Here is a 13,710-nt window from a genome sequence, read left to right as displayed (position 1 = left end):
TCCAGCCTTCGCTAGACAGGAGCATTACCCCCATGGATATCTGGAACTGGGTCGAAAAACTGCAGGAAGACCTGCGCCAGGCCGGGCAGGCACAGAACGCCCACCTGCTGACCCGCCTTGCCGATGAAGTCAGTGAACTGCAGGTCGACCGCGTCGATGCACTGCTGCCCGAAGCACGCGCGTTGGGCAAGGCGCTGGACAACCCCTGGGTCGACGTCTATGTCGGCCATTGGGCGCTGCGCAACCGCGTCGGCAACCGCGTGGAAGGTGAAAGTGCGCTGGGCGAGTCGGTGGCGCTGTTCGAGCGCGCGCACCGTGCCGATACCCTGGACTGCCCGCAGTCGATCTGCGTCACCCAGGATCTTGCCGCCTGCTACGGCAACATCGATGGTCCGGGCTGGGTGCCCGAGCGCATCGAGGTCTGCGACGAGACGCTGGGCCGCATCGACCCGAGCTGGGCCTGCTTCCAGTGCCTGAGTTGCGAGAAGGCGGACGCGCTGCTGGACGACGGCCGCGGCCAGGACGCGCTGGATTACCTGCAGGTGCAGGCGGCGGCGATCCAGGCGCGCGGCAAGGAAGTGTTCGACAGCTTCCCGGAAATGCAGATCAAGATCCTGCTGGCCAGCGGCCGTGCGGCGGAGGCGCTGGCACTGATCGAGCAGCGCGAGGCCGAAGTGGCCGCCGCAGGCGAATACGAGCCGGCCAACTGCACGGTGCCGCGCCGCCTGTCCAAGGCCTGGGCGCTGGCCCAGCTGGGACGTGATGAAGAGGCGCTGCAGCAGCTGGTGCCCTGGAGCGAGCTGACGCCGAACCACTGGCGGCTGTGGGCGAATACCGCTTCGACGCTGTGCAGTCGTGATGGCGAACGCAACACCTGGGATCTGGGCACGCGCTTCAACACCATCATCGAGCACTTCGCCACTGTTGGCGCGCATCGCCTGGTGATCGAGATCGCTGCATTGAGCCTGGAACTGGCCCTGCAGCGCGGTGCGCGCTGGGTGGCGCAGCGCCAGCTCGGCCTGGCCCGGACCCATCTGGCGCAGCTGCGGCAGGACCGTGGCGCCGCCGCGCTGGTGGCTGGCTTGGCGGCACGGATCGAGGCGCTGCCGGAGATGGCATCGCTACCGGTGCCTGCCGATGAACTGCTGGCGTGGCTGCAAGCACAGGGCGAACAGAACCAGTCACGCGATCCCGAGCGTGAAGCGCAGTGGCTGCTGCAGGCGCACGCCGAGCGGCCGGACGACGGCGCGCTGGCCGAGGTCGCCGCGTCGGCGTTGCATGCCTGTGGCGCGAAGACCGAAGCGCAGGCGCTGCTGTGGGACTTCGTGCGCGGCCACGCGCAGGAAGATGGCGCAGCGGCCTACACGCTGATGCGTTGGCTGGCCGAGCAGGGCGACGATGACGGCCTGCGCAGGCTGGCCGCGACCTACCGCGACAGCGTGCCGGTGTTCGCGCACTGGTGCGAGGTACAGCGCGCACGGCGTGCGTCCGACTGGCCGGCGCTGGAACAGGCCGCGCAGGCGTTGCTGGCGTTGTCGCCGGGCTCGAACGGTGCACGCGGGACGCTTGCGCGGATGTACATGGAGACCGGCCGCTTCAGCGAGGCGCAGGCCTGCTATGCGCAGCTGGTGGAACTGCTGGAAGAGCCCAACGCCGCGCACTGGGACCACATGAGTGCGGCCAGCGCGGCGCGCGACTGGGATGCGGTGCGCCGCTCGGCAGCAGCGATCGGCATGGAACTGTCCAGCCAGCAGGGCGTGGTCGAAGAGCCCTGGGGCTGGGTGATCATCCGCAGCGAGGAAGGCGGCGAGCCGATGGAGTACTACGCCCGCCGCAGCGGCCCGGTGACCGCGCGCATCGTCGAAAACGCACCGGCCAACCGCGCACAGCAGGTGGGTGACTGGGTGGTGTTCGACGCCGGCCTGGTGCACCCCGCACCAGAGGACGAAGCGGAGCGCGAGCACTTCATTCCGACCTATGCGCAGGTGCACGTGCTGGAGCGCGGTGGTTTCGCGCGCAGCTGGCTGGTCGATGGCGCACACCCCGGTGAAGATGCATGGAACGCCTTCGTGGAAGCCGCCGAGGCACAGGGCTGGCAGGTGTGGTCGCACAGCCGTGCGGACTACACCGTGACCGATCCGGACGCGGAAGACGGCACGCTGCCGGGTCTGCTGTTCACTGTCGCCCAGCCGCAGGATCACGCGCCGCTGGCGCTGCATCGCTTCCTGCAGCAGGCTACGGCGGATTGGGCGCACCCGCATTGCTGGCTGCGCCTGGCCGAGGCCTGCGACCAGGACCGCCAGCCGCACCTGGATGCGATCGAGCGGTACGGGCTGTAATCTCTGCCGCGCTGCGGGCTCGCCGGGCATGGCCCGGCGCTACCCATACGTGTTGCCGGTAGTGCTGGCCGCTGGCCGGCAAACCCATGGGATCCTGTGTTGCCGGCCAGCGGCCGGCACTACCTCTAGGAGAAATACATGCGAAAGACAGGGATGTTGGTGATCGCCGGGCTACTGTTGGCCCCCACCGTGCAGGCTGCGCCTGCCTGCCAGCAACCGGCCGACGTAGCACGTGCCTTCTTCGAAGCGACCACCGGCAAGGGCGACCTGCTGCAGCCGCCGCAGGCACTGGTCAGCGCGGCGTTTGCCAAGGCGCTGCACGCCGAGCGTGCCTGCCAGGTGCGCGAAGAGGGCATCTGCACGATCGATTCCGATCCGTGGCTGGACGCGCAGGACGGGGACATCGACAGTCCCGTGCGCTACAGCTGGAAGCAGGCCTCAGCCACGGCGGGGCAGGTCGAGATGCGCTATGCGGTATGGAGCAAGGCCTATGTGACGCGGTTGCCGATGGTGCGCAAGGGCGAGGGCTGCTGGCAGGTCGATGACATCCTCACCAACAGCGGCCGCTCGGTGCGCAGGATCCTGGCCCAGCCGGTGCCCTGAGCAGCTGGGGCATCCACGCATGGCGTGGATCTACTCCATCTGCGATTGCCGGCCAGCGGCCGGCACGCCTCTAGCGCGAATGCCCGAACACAAGCTCGATCACGAACTGGCTGCCGAAGAACGCCAGCAGCAGCAACAACATCGCCGTCAACGTCCAGTGCACCGCCTTCGTGCCGCGCCAGCCATAGCGACGGCGGCCGATCAGCAGCACGCCGAACACGATCCACGACAGCACGCTGAGCACCGTCTTGTGCACCAGCTTCTGCGCCAGCAGGTCGTCAACGAACAGCACGCCGGTGACCAGGGTCAGGGTCAGCAGGGCGAAGCCGACGGTGATCACCCGGAACAGCAGCGATTCAAGGTCGGCCATCGGCGGCAGCGCACGCAGCCACGGACGGAATTCACGGCGACGCAGCGCCCGTTCCTGCAGCCACAGCATGATCGCCAGCAGCGCTGCGATGCTCAACGTGGCGTAGGCCAGCAGCGCCAACCAGGCGTGGCTGGCCAGACGCCAGCCCAGCAGCTTGCTCGGTTCGTGGCCGTAGCTGTGATAGACCACCAGCAGCAGCGCGGCCAGCGGGAACACCACCACGCCCAACGTGGACATGCGCCCGCGCGCGCCCACCAGCGAGGTCAGCCAGGCCATGCCCAGACCCACCAGCGACAGCGCGGCGAAGAAGTGCATGTCCGGTCCGCCGGTCGTGCGCATCGCCACCAGCACGTGGTAGCCGCCATGCAGCAGCATCGCCGGCAGCGCAGGCCACAGCCACACAGGCGAGGTCACCCCGTCGTTGCGACCAAGGGCGCGCACCAGCAGGGCGCTGGCGGCCAGGTAGAGCAGGACGGCGATGAGAACGATTGTCATCGTTGAAGTTTCGCATACCCCCGGGGTGCTGGCGACGGGCCTGGCGTCGCAGTCCGGGGAGCGCGGTGGACCCGTTATACTGTGGGCCTTATTGTCCCCCGCTTTCAGACAGGTTGCGCCGCATGTTCGAGTCCCTGACCCAGCGCCTTTCCGGCACCATCGAGCGCCTGCGCGGCCGTGGCCGCCTGACCGAAGAGAACATCCGCGAGGCGACCCGCGAGGTCCGCATCGCGCTGCTCGAAGCCGACGTCGCGCTGCCGGTGGTGCAGGCCCTGATCGAGCGCATCAAGGTGCGTGCGGTCGGCCAGGAAGTGCTGAAGTCGCTGACCCCGGGCCAGGCCCTGATCAAGGTCGTGCGCGACGAGCTGACCGCGGTGATGGGCGCCGAAGCCAGCGACCTGAACCTCAACGTTCCCGCTCCGGCCATCATCCTGATGGCGGGCCTGCAGGGTGCCGGCAAGACCACCACGGTCGGCAAGCTGGCCAAGCACCTGAAGGAAAAGCGCAAGAAGAAGGTGATGGTGGTCTCGGCCGACGTCTACCGTCCGGCGGCGATCGAGCAGCTGAAGACGCTGGCCGAGCAGGTGGGCGTGCTGTTCTTCCCGTCCAGCGCCGACCAGAAGCCGGAGGCCATCGTCCGCGCCGCCATCGATGACGCACGCAGGTCGTTCGTCGACGTGCTGCTGGTCGATACCGCCGGCCGCCTGGCCATCGACGAAGCGATGATGGCCGAGATCAAGGCCCTGCACGCCGCAGTCAATCCGGCTGAAACCCTGTTCGTGGTCGACGCCATGACCGGCCAGGACGCGGCCAACACCGCCAAGGCCTTCGGCGACGCGCTGCCGCTGACCGGCGTGGTGCTGACCAAGACCGATGGTGACGCCCGTGGCGGCGCCGCGCTGAGCGTGCGCTACATCACCGGCAAGCCGATCAAGTTCGTCGGTGTCAGCGAAAAGCCGGAAGGTCTGGATGTCTTCCACCCGGACCGTATCGCCAGCCGCATCCTCGACATGGGCGACGTGCTGTCGCTGGTCGAGCAGGTCGAGCAGCAGGTCGACAAGGACAAGGCGCAGAAGCTGGCCGAGAAGGTCGCCAAGGGCAAGAAGTTCGATCTGAACGACATGCGCGACCAGCTCGAGCAGATGCAGAACATGGGCGGCATCGGCGGCCTGATGGACAAGCTGCCGGGCCTGGGCCAGATTCCCGAACACCTCAAGCAGCAGGTCAGCCAGGGCAAGGAAGTGCCGCGCATGATCGCCATCATCAGCTCGATGACCAAGAAGGAACGGCGCAACCCGAACCTGCTCAACGGCTCGCGTCGTGCCCGCATCGCGCGCGGCTCGGGCACCCAGCCGGCCGACGTCAACAAGCTCATGAAGCAGTACATGCAGATGGAAAAGATGATGAGCAAGATGGCCGGTGGTGGCATGAAGGGCATGATGCGCAGCATGAAGGGCATGATGGGCGCCATGGGCGGCCGTGGCATGCCGTTCCGCTGAGCGCGCGCTGCACCCAACGCTTGAACAACCCGCGGAATCAATCAAAGGAATGTGCATGAACAAGTCGATCGTGGTGATGGCGCTGGCCCTGGGCCTGGTTGCCTGCAAGGACGACACCTCCGTGTCGCAGAAGGCCGGCAGTGCCATCAGCGGCACCGCTGCCGATTTCGTCGCTGGGCTGGGCGAGGGCGTGGACAAGAAGATGAACGTGACGCTGCAGGCCGATCCGGGCCTGGCTGCGCAGGGCCTTACCGTCACCCTCGGCAAGAGCCGTGGCATGGGCTCCAAGGACGCGGCGGTCTACGTGGTGGCCGACAAGGCCTTCAAGGGCAAGCTGGTGGCGCGTGCACTGGATGCCGAGGGCACCGAGATCGGTCGCGCCAGCGCCGAGGAAGAGTTCGCCGCTGATGACGCGCGCTATGTGACGTTCAAGTTCAACGAAGAAATGGACAGCCAGCTGGTCCGCACCTACGCGGTGTCTGCACGCTGAGCAACGCGGGAGCGGATCGCCCGGTGCGACGCTCCCGTCCACAGTGTCTGGCGTATGCTGGCAGCGACTCCTCCCACAGGTGCGTCGCGTGAGCCTTTCGCCGATTCTCGAACGCGCCGACGATTTCTGTCGGCGTTTTTCATTGCAGCTGCCGATCCTGCTGGCACCGATGGCCGGCGCCTGTCCGGTTCCGCTTTCCGCCACGCTGGCCAACGCTGGCAGCATGGGCGCGATGGGCGCGGTGTTGTCGCCCGCGGCTGATATTGGTAGCTGGATGCAGGACTTCCGGGCCGCGTCCAGCGGGCCGGCGCAGGTGAACCTGTGGTTGCCCGATCCCGCGCCGGTGCGCGATGTGGCCGCCGAGGCCGCCACGCGTGCATTCCTGGGCCAGTGGGGGCCGGAGGTTGCGGCCAGCGCAGCGGATGCCACGCCTGCCGATTTCGAGGAGCAGTTCAGTGCGCTGCTGGCGGCACGGCCGGCGGTGGCGTCGACCATCATGGGCGTGCTGTCGCCGCGTCATGTGCAGCAGTTGAAGGATGCCGGCATCGCCTGGATCGCCTGCGCCACGACGCTGGCCGAAGCGCGCGCTGCACAGGATGCGGGTGCTGACGCGGTGGTCGCGCAGGGCGCCGAAGCCGGCGGCCATCGCGGCGCCTTCGATCCGATACGCGCCGAACAGCAGCTGGTCGGCCTGTTTGCGCTGCTGCCGCGGCTGGCGGACAACCTGAAGATTCCAGTGATCGCTGCGGGTGGAATCGGCGACGGTCGCGGCATTGCTGCTGCCTTGATGCTCGGGGCCAGCGCGGTGCAGATCGGCACGGCCTTCCTGCGCACACCCGAAGCGGCGGTCGCGCCGGCATGGGCCGACGCGCTGGCCCGCAGCGAACCCGAAGACACTTGGCCGACCCGCGCGTTCAGTGGGCGCCTGGGCCGTGGCCTGGCGACCGCCTACGTGCGTGCGGCTGCCGCCGAGGGCGCACCGACGCCGCGCCCGTATCCGGTGCAGCGCGGACTGACCGGGCCGATGCGCAAGCAGGCCACGCAGGAAAACCGGCTTGCCGCGATGCAGGCCTGGGCCGGGCAGTCGGCGTGGATGGCACCGGCCGCGCCGGCCGCCGACGTGCTGCATGGCATGTGGGAACAGGCGCAGGCACTGCTGCGATGACGGTGACCTGCAACGGCGCAGCGGCGCGGGCCGAAGACCTGCTGCCGGCGCTGACCAACTATGGCCACTTCACCTCGCTGCAGGTGCGCGGCCGCGCGGTGCAGGGGCTCGATCTGCATCTGCAGCGGCTGGCCCATGCAACGCAGGCGTTGTTCGGCAGCCGGCTCGATATCGAGCAGGTGCAGGCGTGGATGGCGCAGGCGCTGCAGCAGGCCGGCCAGGTCGACGCATCGATGCGGGTCACGGTGTTCTCGCGCCGTTTCGATTTCCGCGATCCGCTGGCCAGCGTGCCGGTGGATGTACTGGTTGCCGTCTCCGCGCCGGTCGCGCTGACCGCGCCGAAGCGCGTGCGCAGCGTGACATGGCAGCGCGAGCTGCCACAGATCAAGCACGTCGGCACGTTCGGCCTGTTCGCCCAGCGCCGTGCCGCGCTGGCAGCGGGTTTCGACGATGCGCTGCTGGTGACTGCCGATGGGCAGATCAGCGAGGGCACGACCTGGAACCTGGCCGTGCATGACGGCGAACAGCTGGTCTGGCCGCAGGCGCCTGCGCTGCGGGGAACCGCTGAAGCGCTGCTGCAGGCGGGCTGGGTGGGTTCACAGCAGATCCGCGCGCTGCAACTGAATGAGCTGGCCGGCATGCAGGCCGCCGTCGCCTGCAACGCCAGCGGGCTGTGGGCGCTGGATGCCATCGACGGTCAGAGGTTGCGGGATTCGCAGGCGCTGGCCGAACAGGGCAGGGCGGTGCTGGACCGGGTGCCGTGGCAGGCGCTTTCCTGAACGGAAGTCGCTGGGGTCAGATCCCTTTTGCTCAGCAAAAGGGATCTGACCCCGGGGTAGGCGCCCGGGGTTGGCTCGGCCGGACTCTGCCGCTATAATCGCCCGCTTACCGCGCCATCCTGGCGACTGGGCAATAGGAAAAAACCACCATGGTCAAGATTCGACTGACCCGCGGCGGCGCCAAGAAGCGTCCGTTCTACCACATCATCGTCACCGACGTCCGCAGCGCCCGCGACGGCCGCAACATCGAGCGCGTTGGTTTCTACAACCCGGTTGCACAGGGTGGCGAGAAGCGCATCGAGCTGGACCTGGCCCGCGTTGACCATTGGGTCAAGAACGGCGCCCAGCCGACCGAGAAAGTTCGCAACCTGATCAAGGAAGCGAGCAAGTCCCAGGCCGCTGCGGCCTGAGCCTGACGGGCCGCGCCCTGGTGCGGCCCATCTGATTGAACGCAGATGAAAGATAACGAGCGCCGCATCCTGCTTGGCAGGGTTGTCGGCGCTTTTGGTGTGCGCGGCGAAATAAAGCTCGAGTCCTGGACCGAGCCGCGTTCCGCTATTTTCCGTTACCAACCGTGGATCCTGCGCAGCCCCAACGGGCAGGAATCGACGCTTGAAGGCGCCCGTGGCCGGGATACCGGCAAGCACCTGGTGGCCCGTTTCCCGGGTATCGAGGACCGCGACACGGTCGAGGCGATGCATGGCACCGAGGTCTTCGTGGCTCGCAGTGCGCTGCCGCCGCCGAGTGCCGACGAGTATTACTGGGTCGACCTGGAAGGCCTGGATGTGAAGACCGTCGAAGGCGTGGCCCTCGGCCAGGTCTCGCACCTGTTCAGTACCGGCGCCAACGATGTGGTGGTCGTACGCGGTGACCGCGAGCGGATGATTCCGTTCGTCGTGCCGGAGTTCGTCAAATCCGTCGACTTCGAGGCCAATCTGGTCGTGGTCGACTGGGACCCCGAGTTCTGAGTGTGAGCATGCGTTTCGACGTCATCACCCTGTTCCCCGATTTCCTGGCCCAGTCCGCTGGGCTGGGCGTGGTCGGCCGTGCGCAGGAAAAGGGATTGTTCAGCCTGCATGGCTGGAATCCCCGTGACTACGCCGAGGGCAACTACCGCCGGGTGGACGATCGTCCGTTCGGCGGTGGCCCGGGCATGGTGATGCTGATCGAACCGCTGCAGGCCTGCCTGCAGGCGATCCGCGAGGACGATCCGACGCCTGCGCGGGTGATCTATCTCAGCCCGCAGGGCGCACCACTGACCCAGGCCAAGGTGCGGGAACTGGCGGCATTGCCGCGCATGGTCCTGCTCTGCGGCCGCTATGAAGGCATCGACGAGCGGTTCCTGGCCGCCAATGTCGATGAGGAGATTTCCCTCGGCGACTACGTGTTGTCCGGCGGCGAGCTGGGGGCTGCGGTCATCATCGACGCGGTGGCCCGGCTGCAGGAAGGCGCCTTGAATGACGCCGAATCGGCCGCTCAGGACAGTTTCGAGGGCGACCTCGGCCTGCTCGACTGCCCGCATTTCAGCCAGCCGGCCCAGCATCCGCTGGGTGACGTGCCGGACGTGCTGCGCTCGGGCAACCATGCCGCCATCGCCGCTTGGCGCCGGCAGCAGTCGTTGATCCGTACCGCGCAGCGGCGCCCGGACCTGCTGGATGAACAGGCGCTGGGCAAGGCCGACCGCAAGCTGCTGGCACAAGCCCGCCAAGCCCCGGCAGAAAAGGGCAGGGCCTAGCGCCAGCCCCGCTTTATCGGCTATGATGGTCAATTACCGCCAGCCTCGGCCGGCGCGCAGTACCCAAAACAAACGTGCAGCACAGTCCGGTGACTGCATGAGCCTACGCTGTCGAATGACACGCCCACCCGAACAATGAATCGGTGTAACCCATGAGCAAGCTGAACAAGTCCATCGTCGCGGAATTCGAATCCGCCCAGATCACCCGTGAACTGCCGCAGTTCAGCCAGGGCGACACCGTTGTCGTCAACGTGAAGGTGAAGGAAGGTGCCCGCGAGCGCGTGCAGGCCTATGAAGGCGTTGTCATCGCGACCAAGAACGGCGGCCTGAACTCCTCGTTCACCGTGCGCAAGATCTCGCACGGCTACGGCGTTGAGCGCGTGTTCCAGACCCACAGCGCCATCATCGACTCGGTCGAAGTGAAGCGTCGTGGTAAGGTCCGCGCAGGTAAGCTGTACTACCTGCGTGGCCTGGAAGGCAAGGCTGCCCGCATCAAGGAAGATCTGGCTGCTGCTGCTGCCGCCAAGGCTGCCCGTCTGGCAACCAAGGGCTGATAAACAACTTCGGTTGTTGCCGCGACGGCCGCCTTCGGGCGGCCGTTTGCGTTTGTAGTGTCGCCTCGTTAGTTTCAGTGGATGGATGAGACCGATCATCGATACCCGGCGGACATCCAGGTGGCACTGCGCTTCCTGGACGGTTCCGGCGTACCGCGGCGGGAAGCGGCCCCGTTGCTGCATCGCATGCTTTGGCGGTTGGGTATCGCGCTGCCGCCGCCGATACTGGCTGGTTTCCTGACCAATACGCTGCTGCAGGGCCTGCTGTTCGGTGTGTTCTGGACGGTGCTGATGTGGCTGCTGCTGTGGCAGGGCAGGGCTCCGGCGCTGGAGCTGCTGTTGCTTGCCGGGGTGGCAGCCGGCGCGATGTTCGGTCTGGTGATGGCCACCCTGATGTGGTTCCTGCGCGGCGCCCGCAAGCTGCCCACCTGGCAGCAGTTCCGCCGCAGCCTCTGAGGGGATGGCGCAGTGCGCCGTGACCGCTGCCGGGCCGGGGCGTAGGCTCGGGCCTTAGTCCCCCATGGCCCCTGCGATGCCCGCCAAGCAACCTGCCAACAGTGCTTCGCCCAAGCTGCTGTCCGGCGGTAATCCGCAGATCGCCAAGGGTGAGGGCGATGCACCCGTGCAGGCCTATATCGCCGCCATGCCGGACTGGAAACGGGCCGTTGGAGCACGTCTGGACGCACTGATCGAACAGGCCGTGCCCGGCGTGCACAAGGCGGTGAAATGGAACTCGCCGATGTACGGTGTTGCTGCCGGTGAGGGCTGGTTCCTCAGCTTCCATTGCTTCACCCGCTACATCAAGGTCGCGTTCTTCCGCGGTGCGCTGTTGCGGCCTGTTCCGCCTGAACCATCCAAGAGCGCCGACACACGCTATCTGCACATCCTTGAGGATGGGGTGCTGGACGAGGCGCGGTTCCTCGACTGGGTGCGGCAGGCCAGCGAGCTGCCCGGCGAACGCATGTAGTTCCCCAGGATCTTTCCCCATACGAGACCACGAGATGGCCACGCAGAAGACCGATCCCGCCGCCGCACTCCCTGCTGCCGCCCTGATCGATGCTCGTATTGCCGAGCTCGGTGATTGGCGCGGCGACATCCTCGCCCGCGTGCGCGCGCTGATCCACGAGGCGCTGCCGGACGTGGAGGAAACCTGGAAGTGGCGCGGCACTCCGGTGTGGGAACACAACGGCATCCTGTGCACCGGCGAAACCTACAAGCAGGCGGTGAAGCTGACCTTCGCCCACGGCGCCGCGTTGCCGGATCCGAAGGGCCTGTTCAATGCCAGCCTGGAAGGCGGCACGCGCCGCGCGATCGACATCCACGAAGGCGAAATGCCGAATGCCGCGGCACTGAAAGCGCTGCTGCGCGCCGCCGCCAAGCGCAACGCGGAAAAGAAGAAACGGTAGTGCCGGCCGCTGGCCGGCAACTGCAGGATGCTTGCGAAGTGCACGGGTTGCCGGCCAGCGGCCGGCACTACCCGTGCATGTTCAACGCGGTGGGGTGGTTTCCAGCGCCGCATCCGGATCAGCCACCGGCGACGGCGGGCAGGCGGGAATCTCCGATGGCGTGGCCAGTTCCTCCGCGTGCACCGGCTTGCTGATCATCCTCGCCTTGCGCCAGCCACCCCAGCGGTAATACGCCAGCGACAGCAGCATCGATACCAGCGAACCGGCCGGGAAGCTCCACCAGATCGCGTCCGCCCCCCAGTACGGCTGCAGGAATTCGGCGAACGGCACGCGCACGCCCCACAGCGACGCCGCCAGGATCAGCAGCGGTGGCAGCACCGCGCCGGTGGACCGCACCACGCCGGAGATCACGAAGCTGACGCCGAAGAACAGGAACGAACCGATCACGATGTGGTTCAGGTGCCGCGCGATCTGCAGCGACTCGCTGCCCTGCGGCAGGAACAAGGCCAGCGAATACTGGTCCAGCAGTACCAGCGGCAGGATCAACGCGCCGGTCAGCAGGAAGTTGAACAGGATGCCCTGGCGTGCAGTACCGCGCACGCGGTCCCAGCGCTGCGCGCCGACATTCTGCGCGGCCATCGACGAACACGCCGCACCGATCGCCATCGCCGGCATCTGCACGTAGTTCCATAGCTGCAGTGACGCACCGTAGGCCGCGCCGGTGTCGGTGCCGTACTGGTTGACCATCGTCATCAGCATGATCACCGACAGCGAGATCAGCACCATCTGCAGGCCCATCGGCACGCCCTTGACCACCAGCGCACGCAGGATGGTCATGTCCAGCTTGAACAGGTGCATGTCGGCGCGGCCCAGCCACAGCGTGTGCCGTTTGTGCCGCATGTACAGCAGCAGGCCGGCCAGCGACAGCGTCTGCGACACCAGCGTGGCCCAGGCCGAGCCGGCGATGCCCAGTTCCGGGAACGGCCCCATGCCGAAGATCAGCACCGGGTTCAGGGCGATGTCCAGCACCACCGAGACCAGCAGGAAGCGGAACGGCGTGCGCGAATCGCCGGCACCACGCAGCGCCGCACTGAGGAAGGCGAAGGCGTACAGCGTCGGCATCGCCAGGAAGATGATGCGCAGGTAGGCCTCGGCCAAGGGCAGCGAGGCGGCCGGCGTGCCCATCGCCGCCAGCAGCGGGTGGGCCAGGAACCAGCCGGCGATGGCGATGATCACCGACAGGCCGATGAAGAACGTGGCACTGGTGCCGACCACGCGCCGTGCCTGGGCGATGTCGCGCGCGCCGATGGCCTGGCCGATCAGGATGGTCGAGGCCATGCCGAAGCCGAACACCGAACCGATCAGGAAGAACATGATGTTGTTGGCGTTCGCAGTCGCGGTCAGTGCCGCTTCGCCAAGGAAGCGCCCCACCCATACCGCATTCACCGAGCCGTTCAGCGACTGCGCGATGTTGCCTGCCAGGATCGGCAGCGCGAACAGCAGCAGGTTGCGGCCGATCGGGCCGGAGGTCAGGTCAAGCGGCGCTTTGGCCATGGAGTGGTGATCGATTCCCGGGAGGCGCACACTAGCATCAAGCCGGTTTGCAGGATGTGGCAATGCATCAACGACAGCGGGCGATGCGGATGATCGCGGTGGCCTTGATCGCAGCGGCACTGGCCGCATGTTCGTCAGGTGACCGGCTGGGTGATACCCAGGTGCGGCCGACCGACCGCCCCGAGTGCCTGGTCGGCAGCCAGCGCCAGGATCTGGCGGCCGGAACGCCGGCATTGATCGGGGGCAGCGGCTGCCGCACCGACCCCGACAATCCGCGCCCCCTGAACAAGCGAACGGAGTAGTTCCTACCGATGTCCGAGCTTTCCCCGTTGGCGCCCAGCGTCCGTCTGGACATCTGGCTGTGGGCGGCCCGCTTCTTCAAGACCCGCAGTCTGGCAAAACAGGCTATCGAGACCGGCAAGGTATCCGTGGCCGGGCAGCGCCCGAAATCCTCGCGCGCGGTGCGTGTGGGAGAGCAGTTGCTGGTTGACCGCGGTGAAGAACACTTCGAGATCCAGGTGCTGGGCCTGAGTGACCAGCGCGGTCCGGCGCCGGTGGCGCAGCAGCTGTATGCCGAGAGCGAAGCATCCAAAGCGCGTCGTGCCGAACTGCGTGCGCTGCGCATTGCCGCGCGTGATGGTTACCAGGCACCGGAGCACAAGCCGGACAAGCGCGCACGCCGGTTGATCCGCGCCCTGGGTGATCTCGATGCGCTGTGACG

The 13,710-nt window shown here is 67.1% G+C and carries 17 protein-coding genes; 15 read left to right on the top strand and 2 right to left on the bottom strand.

The features are described 5' to 3' along the window. Positions 1 to 32 precede the first annotated feature (32 nt). Entirely contained in the window at positions 33 to 2,339 is a 2,307-nt protein-coding gene (locus QOL57_RS04705) for a tetratricopeptide repeat protein (RefSeq protein WP_089239630.1), read from the top strand. A 138-nt stretch (positions 2,340 to 2,477) separates the two neighbouring features. Continuing rightward, complete coding sequence (locus QOL57_RS04700) at positions 2,478 to 2,942, top strand: DUF3828 domain-containing protein (protein WP_089239632.1); 465 nt, start codon at positions 2,478 to 2,480, stop codon at positions 2,940 to 2,942. 70 nt (positions 2,943 to 3,012) lie between these two features. Here QOL57_RS04700 and ccsA read toward each other — a convergent pair whose 3' ends face one another. Beyond that, positions 3,013 to 3,807 (bottom strand): cytochrome c biogenesis protein CcsA, encoded by a 795-nt coding sequence (gene ccsA / locus QOL57_RS04695; RefSeq protein ID WP_089239634.1) that lies wholly within the window; start codon positions 3,805 to 3,807, stop codon positions 3,013 to 3,015. Between the two features lie 122 nt (positions 3,808 to 3,929). Between ccsA and ffh the strand changes: the two genes are divergently transcribed. From ffh to QOL57_RS04640, 11 genes are all read left to right on the top strand, one after another. After that, positions 3,930 to 5,306 carry a signal recognition particle protein gene (gene ffh, locus QOL57_RS04690; RefSeq protein WP_089239636.1) on the top strand — a complete coding sequence of 459 codons (1,377 nt, stop codon included), beginning with the start codon at positions 3,930 to 3,932 and terminating at the stop codon, positions 5,304 to 5,306. 55 nt (positions 5,307 to 5,361) lie between these two features. Then, positions 5,362 to 5,796 carry a hypothetical protein gene (locus QOL57_RS04685; protein ID WP_089239638.1) on the top strand — a complete coding sequence of 145 codons (435 nt, stop codon included), beginning with the start codon at positions 5,362 to 5,364 and terminating at the stop codon, positions 5,794 to 5,796. Between the two features lie 88 nt (positions 5,797 to 5,884). Beyond that, positions 5,885 to 6,961: a nitronate monooxygenase gene (locus tag QOL57_RS04680; protein WP_089239640.1), complete on the top strand. Its 1,077-nt coding sequence runs from the start codon at positions 5,885 to 5,887 to the stop codon at positions 6,959 to 6,961. Beyond that, positions 6,958 to 7,740 (top strand): aminotransferase class IV family protein, encoded by a 783-nt coding sequence (locus QOL57_RS04675; protein WP_089239642.1) that lies wholly within the window; start codon positions 6,958 to 6,960, stop codon positions 7,738 to 7,740. The genes QOL57_RS04680 and QOL57_RS04675 overlap by 4 nt, the downstream gene beginning before the upstream one ends. A gap of 149 nt (positions 7,741 to 7,889) precedes the next feature. Continuing rightward, entirely contained in the window at positions 7,890 to 8,150 is a 261-nt protein-coding gene (gene rpsP, locus QOL57_RS04670) for a 30S ribosomal protein S16 (RefSeq protein ID WP_025873821.1), read from the top strand. A gap of 45 nt (positions 8,151 to 8,195) precedes the next feature. Next, the gene (gene rimM, locus QOL57_RS04665) at positions 8,196 to 8,708 is read left to right on the top strand and encodes a ribosome maturation factor RimM (protein ID WP_089239644.1); all 513 of its coding nucleotides are present in this window, start codon (positions 8,196 to 8,198) and stop codon (positions 8,706 to 8,708) included. A gap of 8 nt (positions 8,709 to 8,716) precedes the next feature. Then, a complete protein-coding gene (gene trmD / locus QOL57_RS04660) occupies positions 8,717 to 9,475 on the top strand; it encodes a tRNA (guanosine(37)-N1)-methyltransferase TrmD (protein ID WP_089239646.1) in 759 nt (252 codons plus the stop codon). 152 nt (positions 9,476 to 9,627) lie between these two features. Then, on the top strand, positions 9,628 to 10,029 hold the full coding sequence (gene rplS, locus QOL57_RS04655) for a 50S ribosomal protein L19 (RefSeq protein WP_089239648.1): 402 nt from the start codon (positions 9,628 to 9,630) through the stop codon (positions 10,027 to 10,029). Between the two features lie 81 nt (positions 10,030 to 10,110). Next, positions 10,111 to 10,485: a DUF6404 family protein gene (locus tag QOL57_RS04650; protein WP_089239650.1), complete on the top strand. Its 375-nt coding sequence runs from the start codon at positions 10,111 to 10,113 to the stop codon at positions 10,483 to 10,485. A 76-nt stretch (positions 10,486 to 10,561) separates the two neighbouring features. Beyond that, positions 10,562 to 10,996: a DUF1801 domain-containing protein gene (locus QOL57_RS04645; protein ID WP_089239652.1), complete on the top strand. Its 435-nt coding sequence runs from the start codon at positions 10,562 to 10,564 to the stop codon at positions 10,994 to 10,996. A 34-nt stretch (positions 10,997 to 11,030) separates the two neighbouring features. Beyond that, the gene (locus QOL57_RS04640) at positions 11,031 to 11,435 is read left to right on the top strand and encodes a DUF1801 domain-containing protein (protein ID WP_089239654.1); all 405 of its coding nucleotides are present in this window, start codon (positions 11,031 to 11,033) and stop codon (positions 11,433 to 11,435) included. An 81-nt stretch (positions 11,436 to 11,516) separates the two neighbouring features. Here QOL57_RS04640 and QOL57_RS04635 read toward each other — a convergent pair whose 3' ends face one another. After that, a complete protein-coding gene (locus QOL57_RS04635; protein WP_089239656.1) occupies positions 11,517 to 12,989 on the bottom strand; it encodes an MATE family efflux transporter in 1,473 nt (490 codons plus the stop codon). A gap of 62 nt (positions 12,990 to 13,051) precedes the next feature. Here QOL57_RS04635 and QOL57_RS04630 point away from each other — a divergent pair, with 62 nt between their 5' ends. Then, positions 13,052 to 13,291, top strand: a complete 240-nt coding sequence (locus QOL57_RS04630) for a hypothetical protein (protein WP_089239658.1) — start codon at positions 13,052 to 13,054, stop codon at positions 13,289 to 13,291. A gap of 9 nt (positions 13,292 to 13,300) precedes the next feature. Then, the gene (locus QOL57_RS04625) at positions 13,301 to 13,708 is read left to right on the top strand and encodes an RNA-binding S4 domain-containing protein (protein ID WP_089239660.1); all 408 of its coding nucleotides are present in this window, start codon (positions 13,301 to 13,303) and stop codon (positions 13,706 to 13,708) included. The last annotated feature ends 2 nt before the right edge of the window (positions 13,709 to 13,710 follow it).

It is taken from the genome of Stenotrophomonas sp. yr243 (assembly GCF_900184195.1).
In the GTDB taxonomy this organism is placed as follows: Bacteria; Pseudomonadota; Gammaproteobacteria; order Xanthomonadales; family Xanthomonadaceae; genus Stenotrophomonas; species Stenotrophomonas lactitubi.
Note: the sequence above shows the minus strand (reverse complement) of the source record. Positions and strands in the feature narration are given on the sequence as shown.

Coding starts and splice junctions, on each gene's coding strand:
- QOL57_RS04705 (WP_089239630.1), top strand. CDS start 33: ATGGATATCTGGAACTGGGTCGAAAAACTGCAGGAAGACCTGCGCCAG.
- QOL57_RS04700 (WP_089239632.1), top strand. CDS start 2,478: ATGCGAAAGACAGGGATGTTGGTGATCGCCGGGCTACTGTTGGCCCCC.
- ccsA (WP_089239634.1), bottom strand. CDS start 3,807: ATGACAATCGTTCTCATCGCCGTCCTGCTCTACCTGGCCGCCAGCGCC.
- ffh (WP_089239636.1), top strand. CDS start 3,930: ATGTTCGAGTCCCTGACCCAGCGCCTTTCCGGCACCATCGAGCGCCTG.
- QOL57_RS04685 (WP_089239638.1), top strand. CDS start 5,362: ATGAACAAGTCGATCGTGGTGATGGCGCTGGCCCTGGGCCTGGTTGCC.
- QOL57_RS04675 (WP_089239642.1), top strand. CDS start 6,958: ATGACGGTGACCTGCAACGGCGCAGCGGCGCGGGCCGAAGACCTGCTG.
- rpsP (WP_025873821.1), top strand. CDS start 7,890: ATGGTCAAGATTCGACTGACCCGCGGCGGCGCCAAGAAGCGTCCGTTC.
- rimM (WP_089239644.1), top strand. CDS start 8,196: ATGAAAGATAACGAGCGCCGCATCCTGCTTGGCAGGGTTGTCGGCGCT.
- trmD (WP_089239646.1), top strand. CDS start 8,717: ATGCGTTTCGACGTCATCACCCTGTTCCCCGATTTCCTGGCCCAGTCC.
- rplS (WP_089239648.1), top strand. CDS start 9,628: ATGAGCAAGCTGAACAAGTCCATCGTCGCGGAATTCGAATCCGCCCAG.
- QOL57_RS04650 (WP_089239650.1), top strand. CDS start 10,111: ATGGATGAGACCGATCATCGATACCCGGCGGACATCCAGGTGGCACTG.
- QOL57_RS04645 (WP_089239652.1), top strand. CDS start 10,562: ATGCCCGCCAAGCAACCTGCCAACAGTGCTTCGCCCAAGCTGCTGTCC.
- QOL57_RS04640 (WP_089239654.1), top strand. CDS start 11,031: ATGGCCACGCAGAAGACCGATCCCGCCGCCGCACTCCCTGCTGCCGCC.
- QOL57_RS04635 (WP_089239656.1), bottom strand. CDS start 12,989: ATGGCCAAAGCGCCGCTTGACCTGACCTCCGGCCCGATCGGCCGCAAC.
- QOL57_RS04630 (WP_089239658.1), top strand. CDS start 13,052: ATGCATCAACGACAGCGGGCGATGCGGATGATCGCGGTGGCCTTGATC.
- QOL57_RS04625 (WP_089239660.1), top strand. CDS start 13,301: ATGTCCGAGCTTTCCCCGTTGGCGCCCAGCGTCCGTCTGGACATCTGG.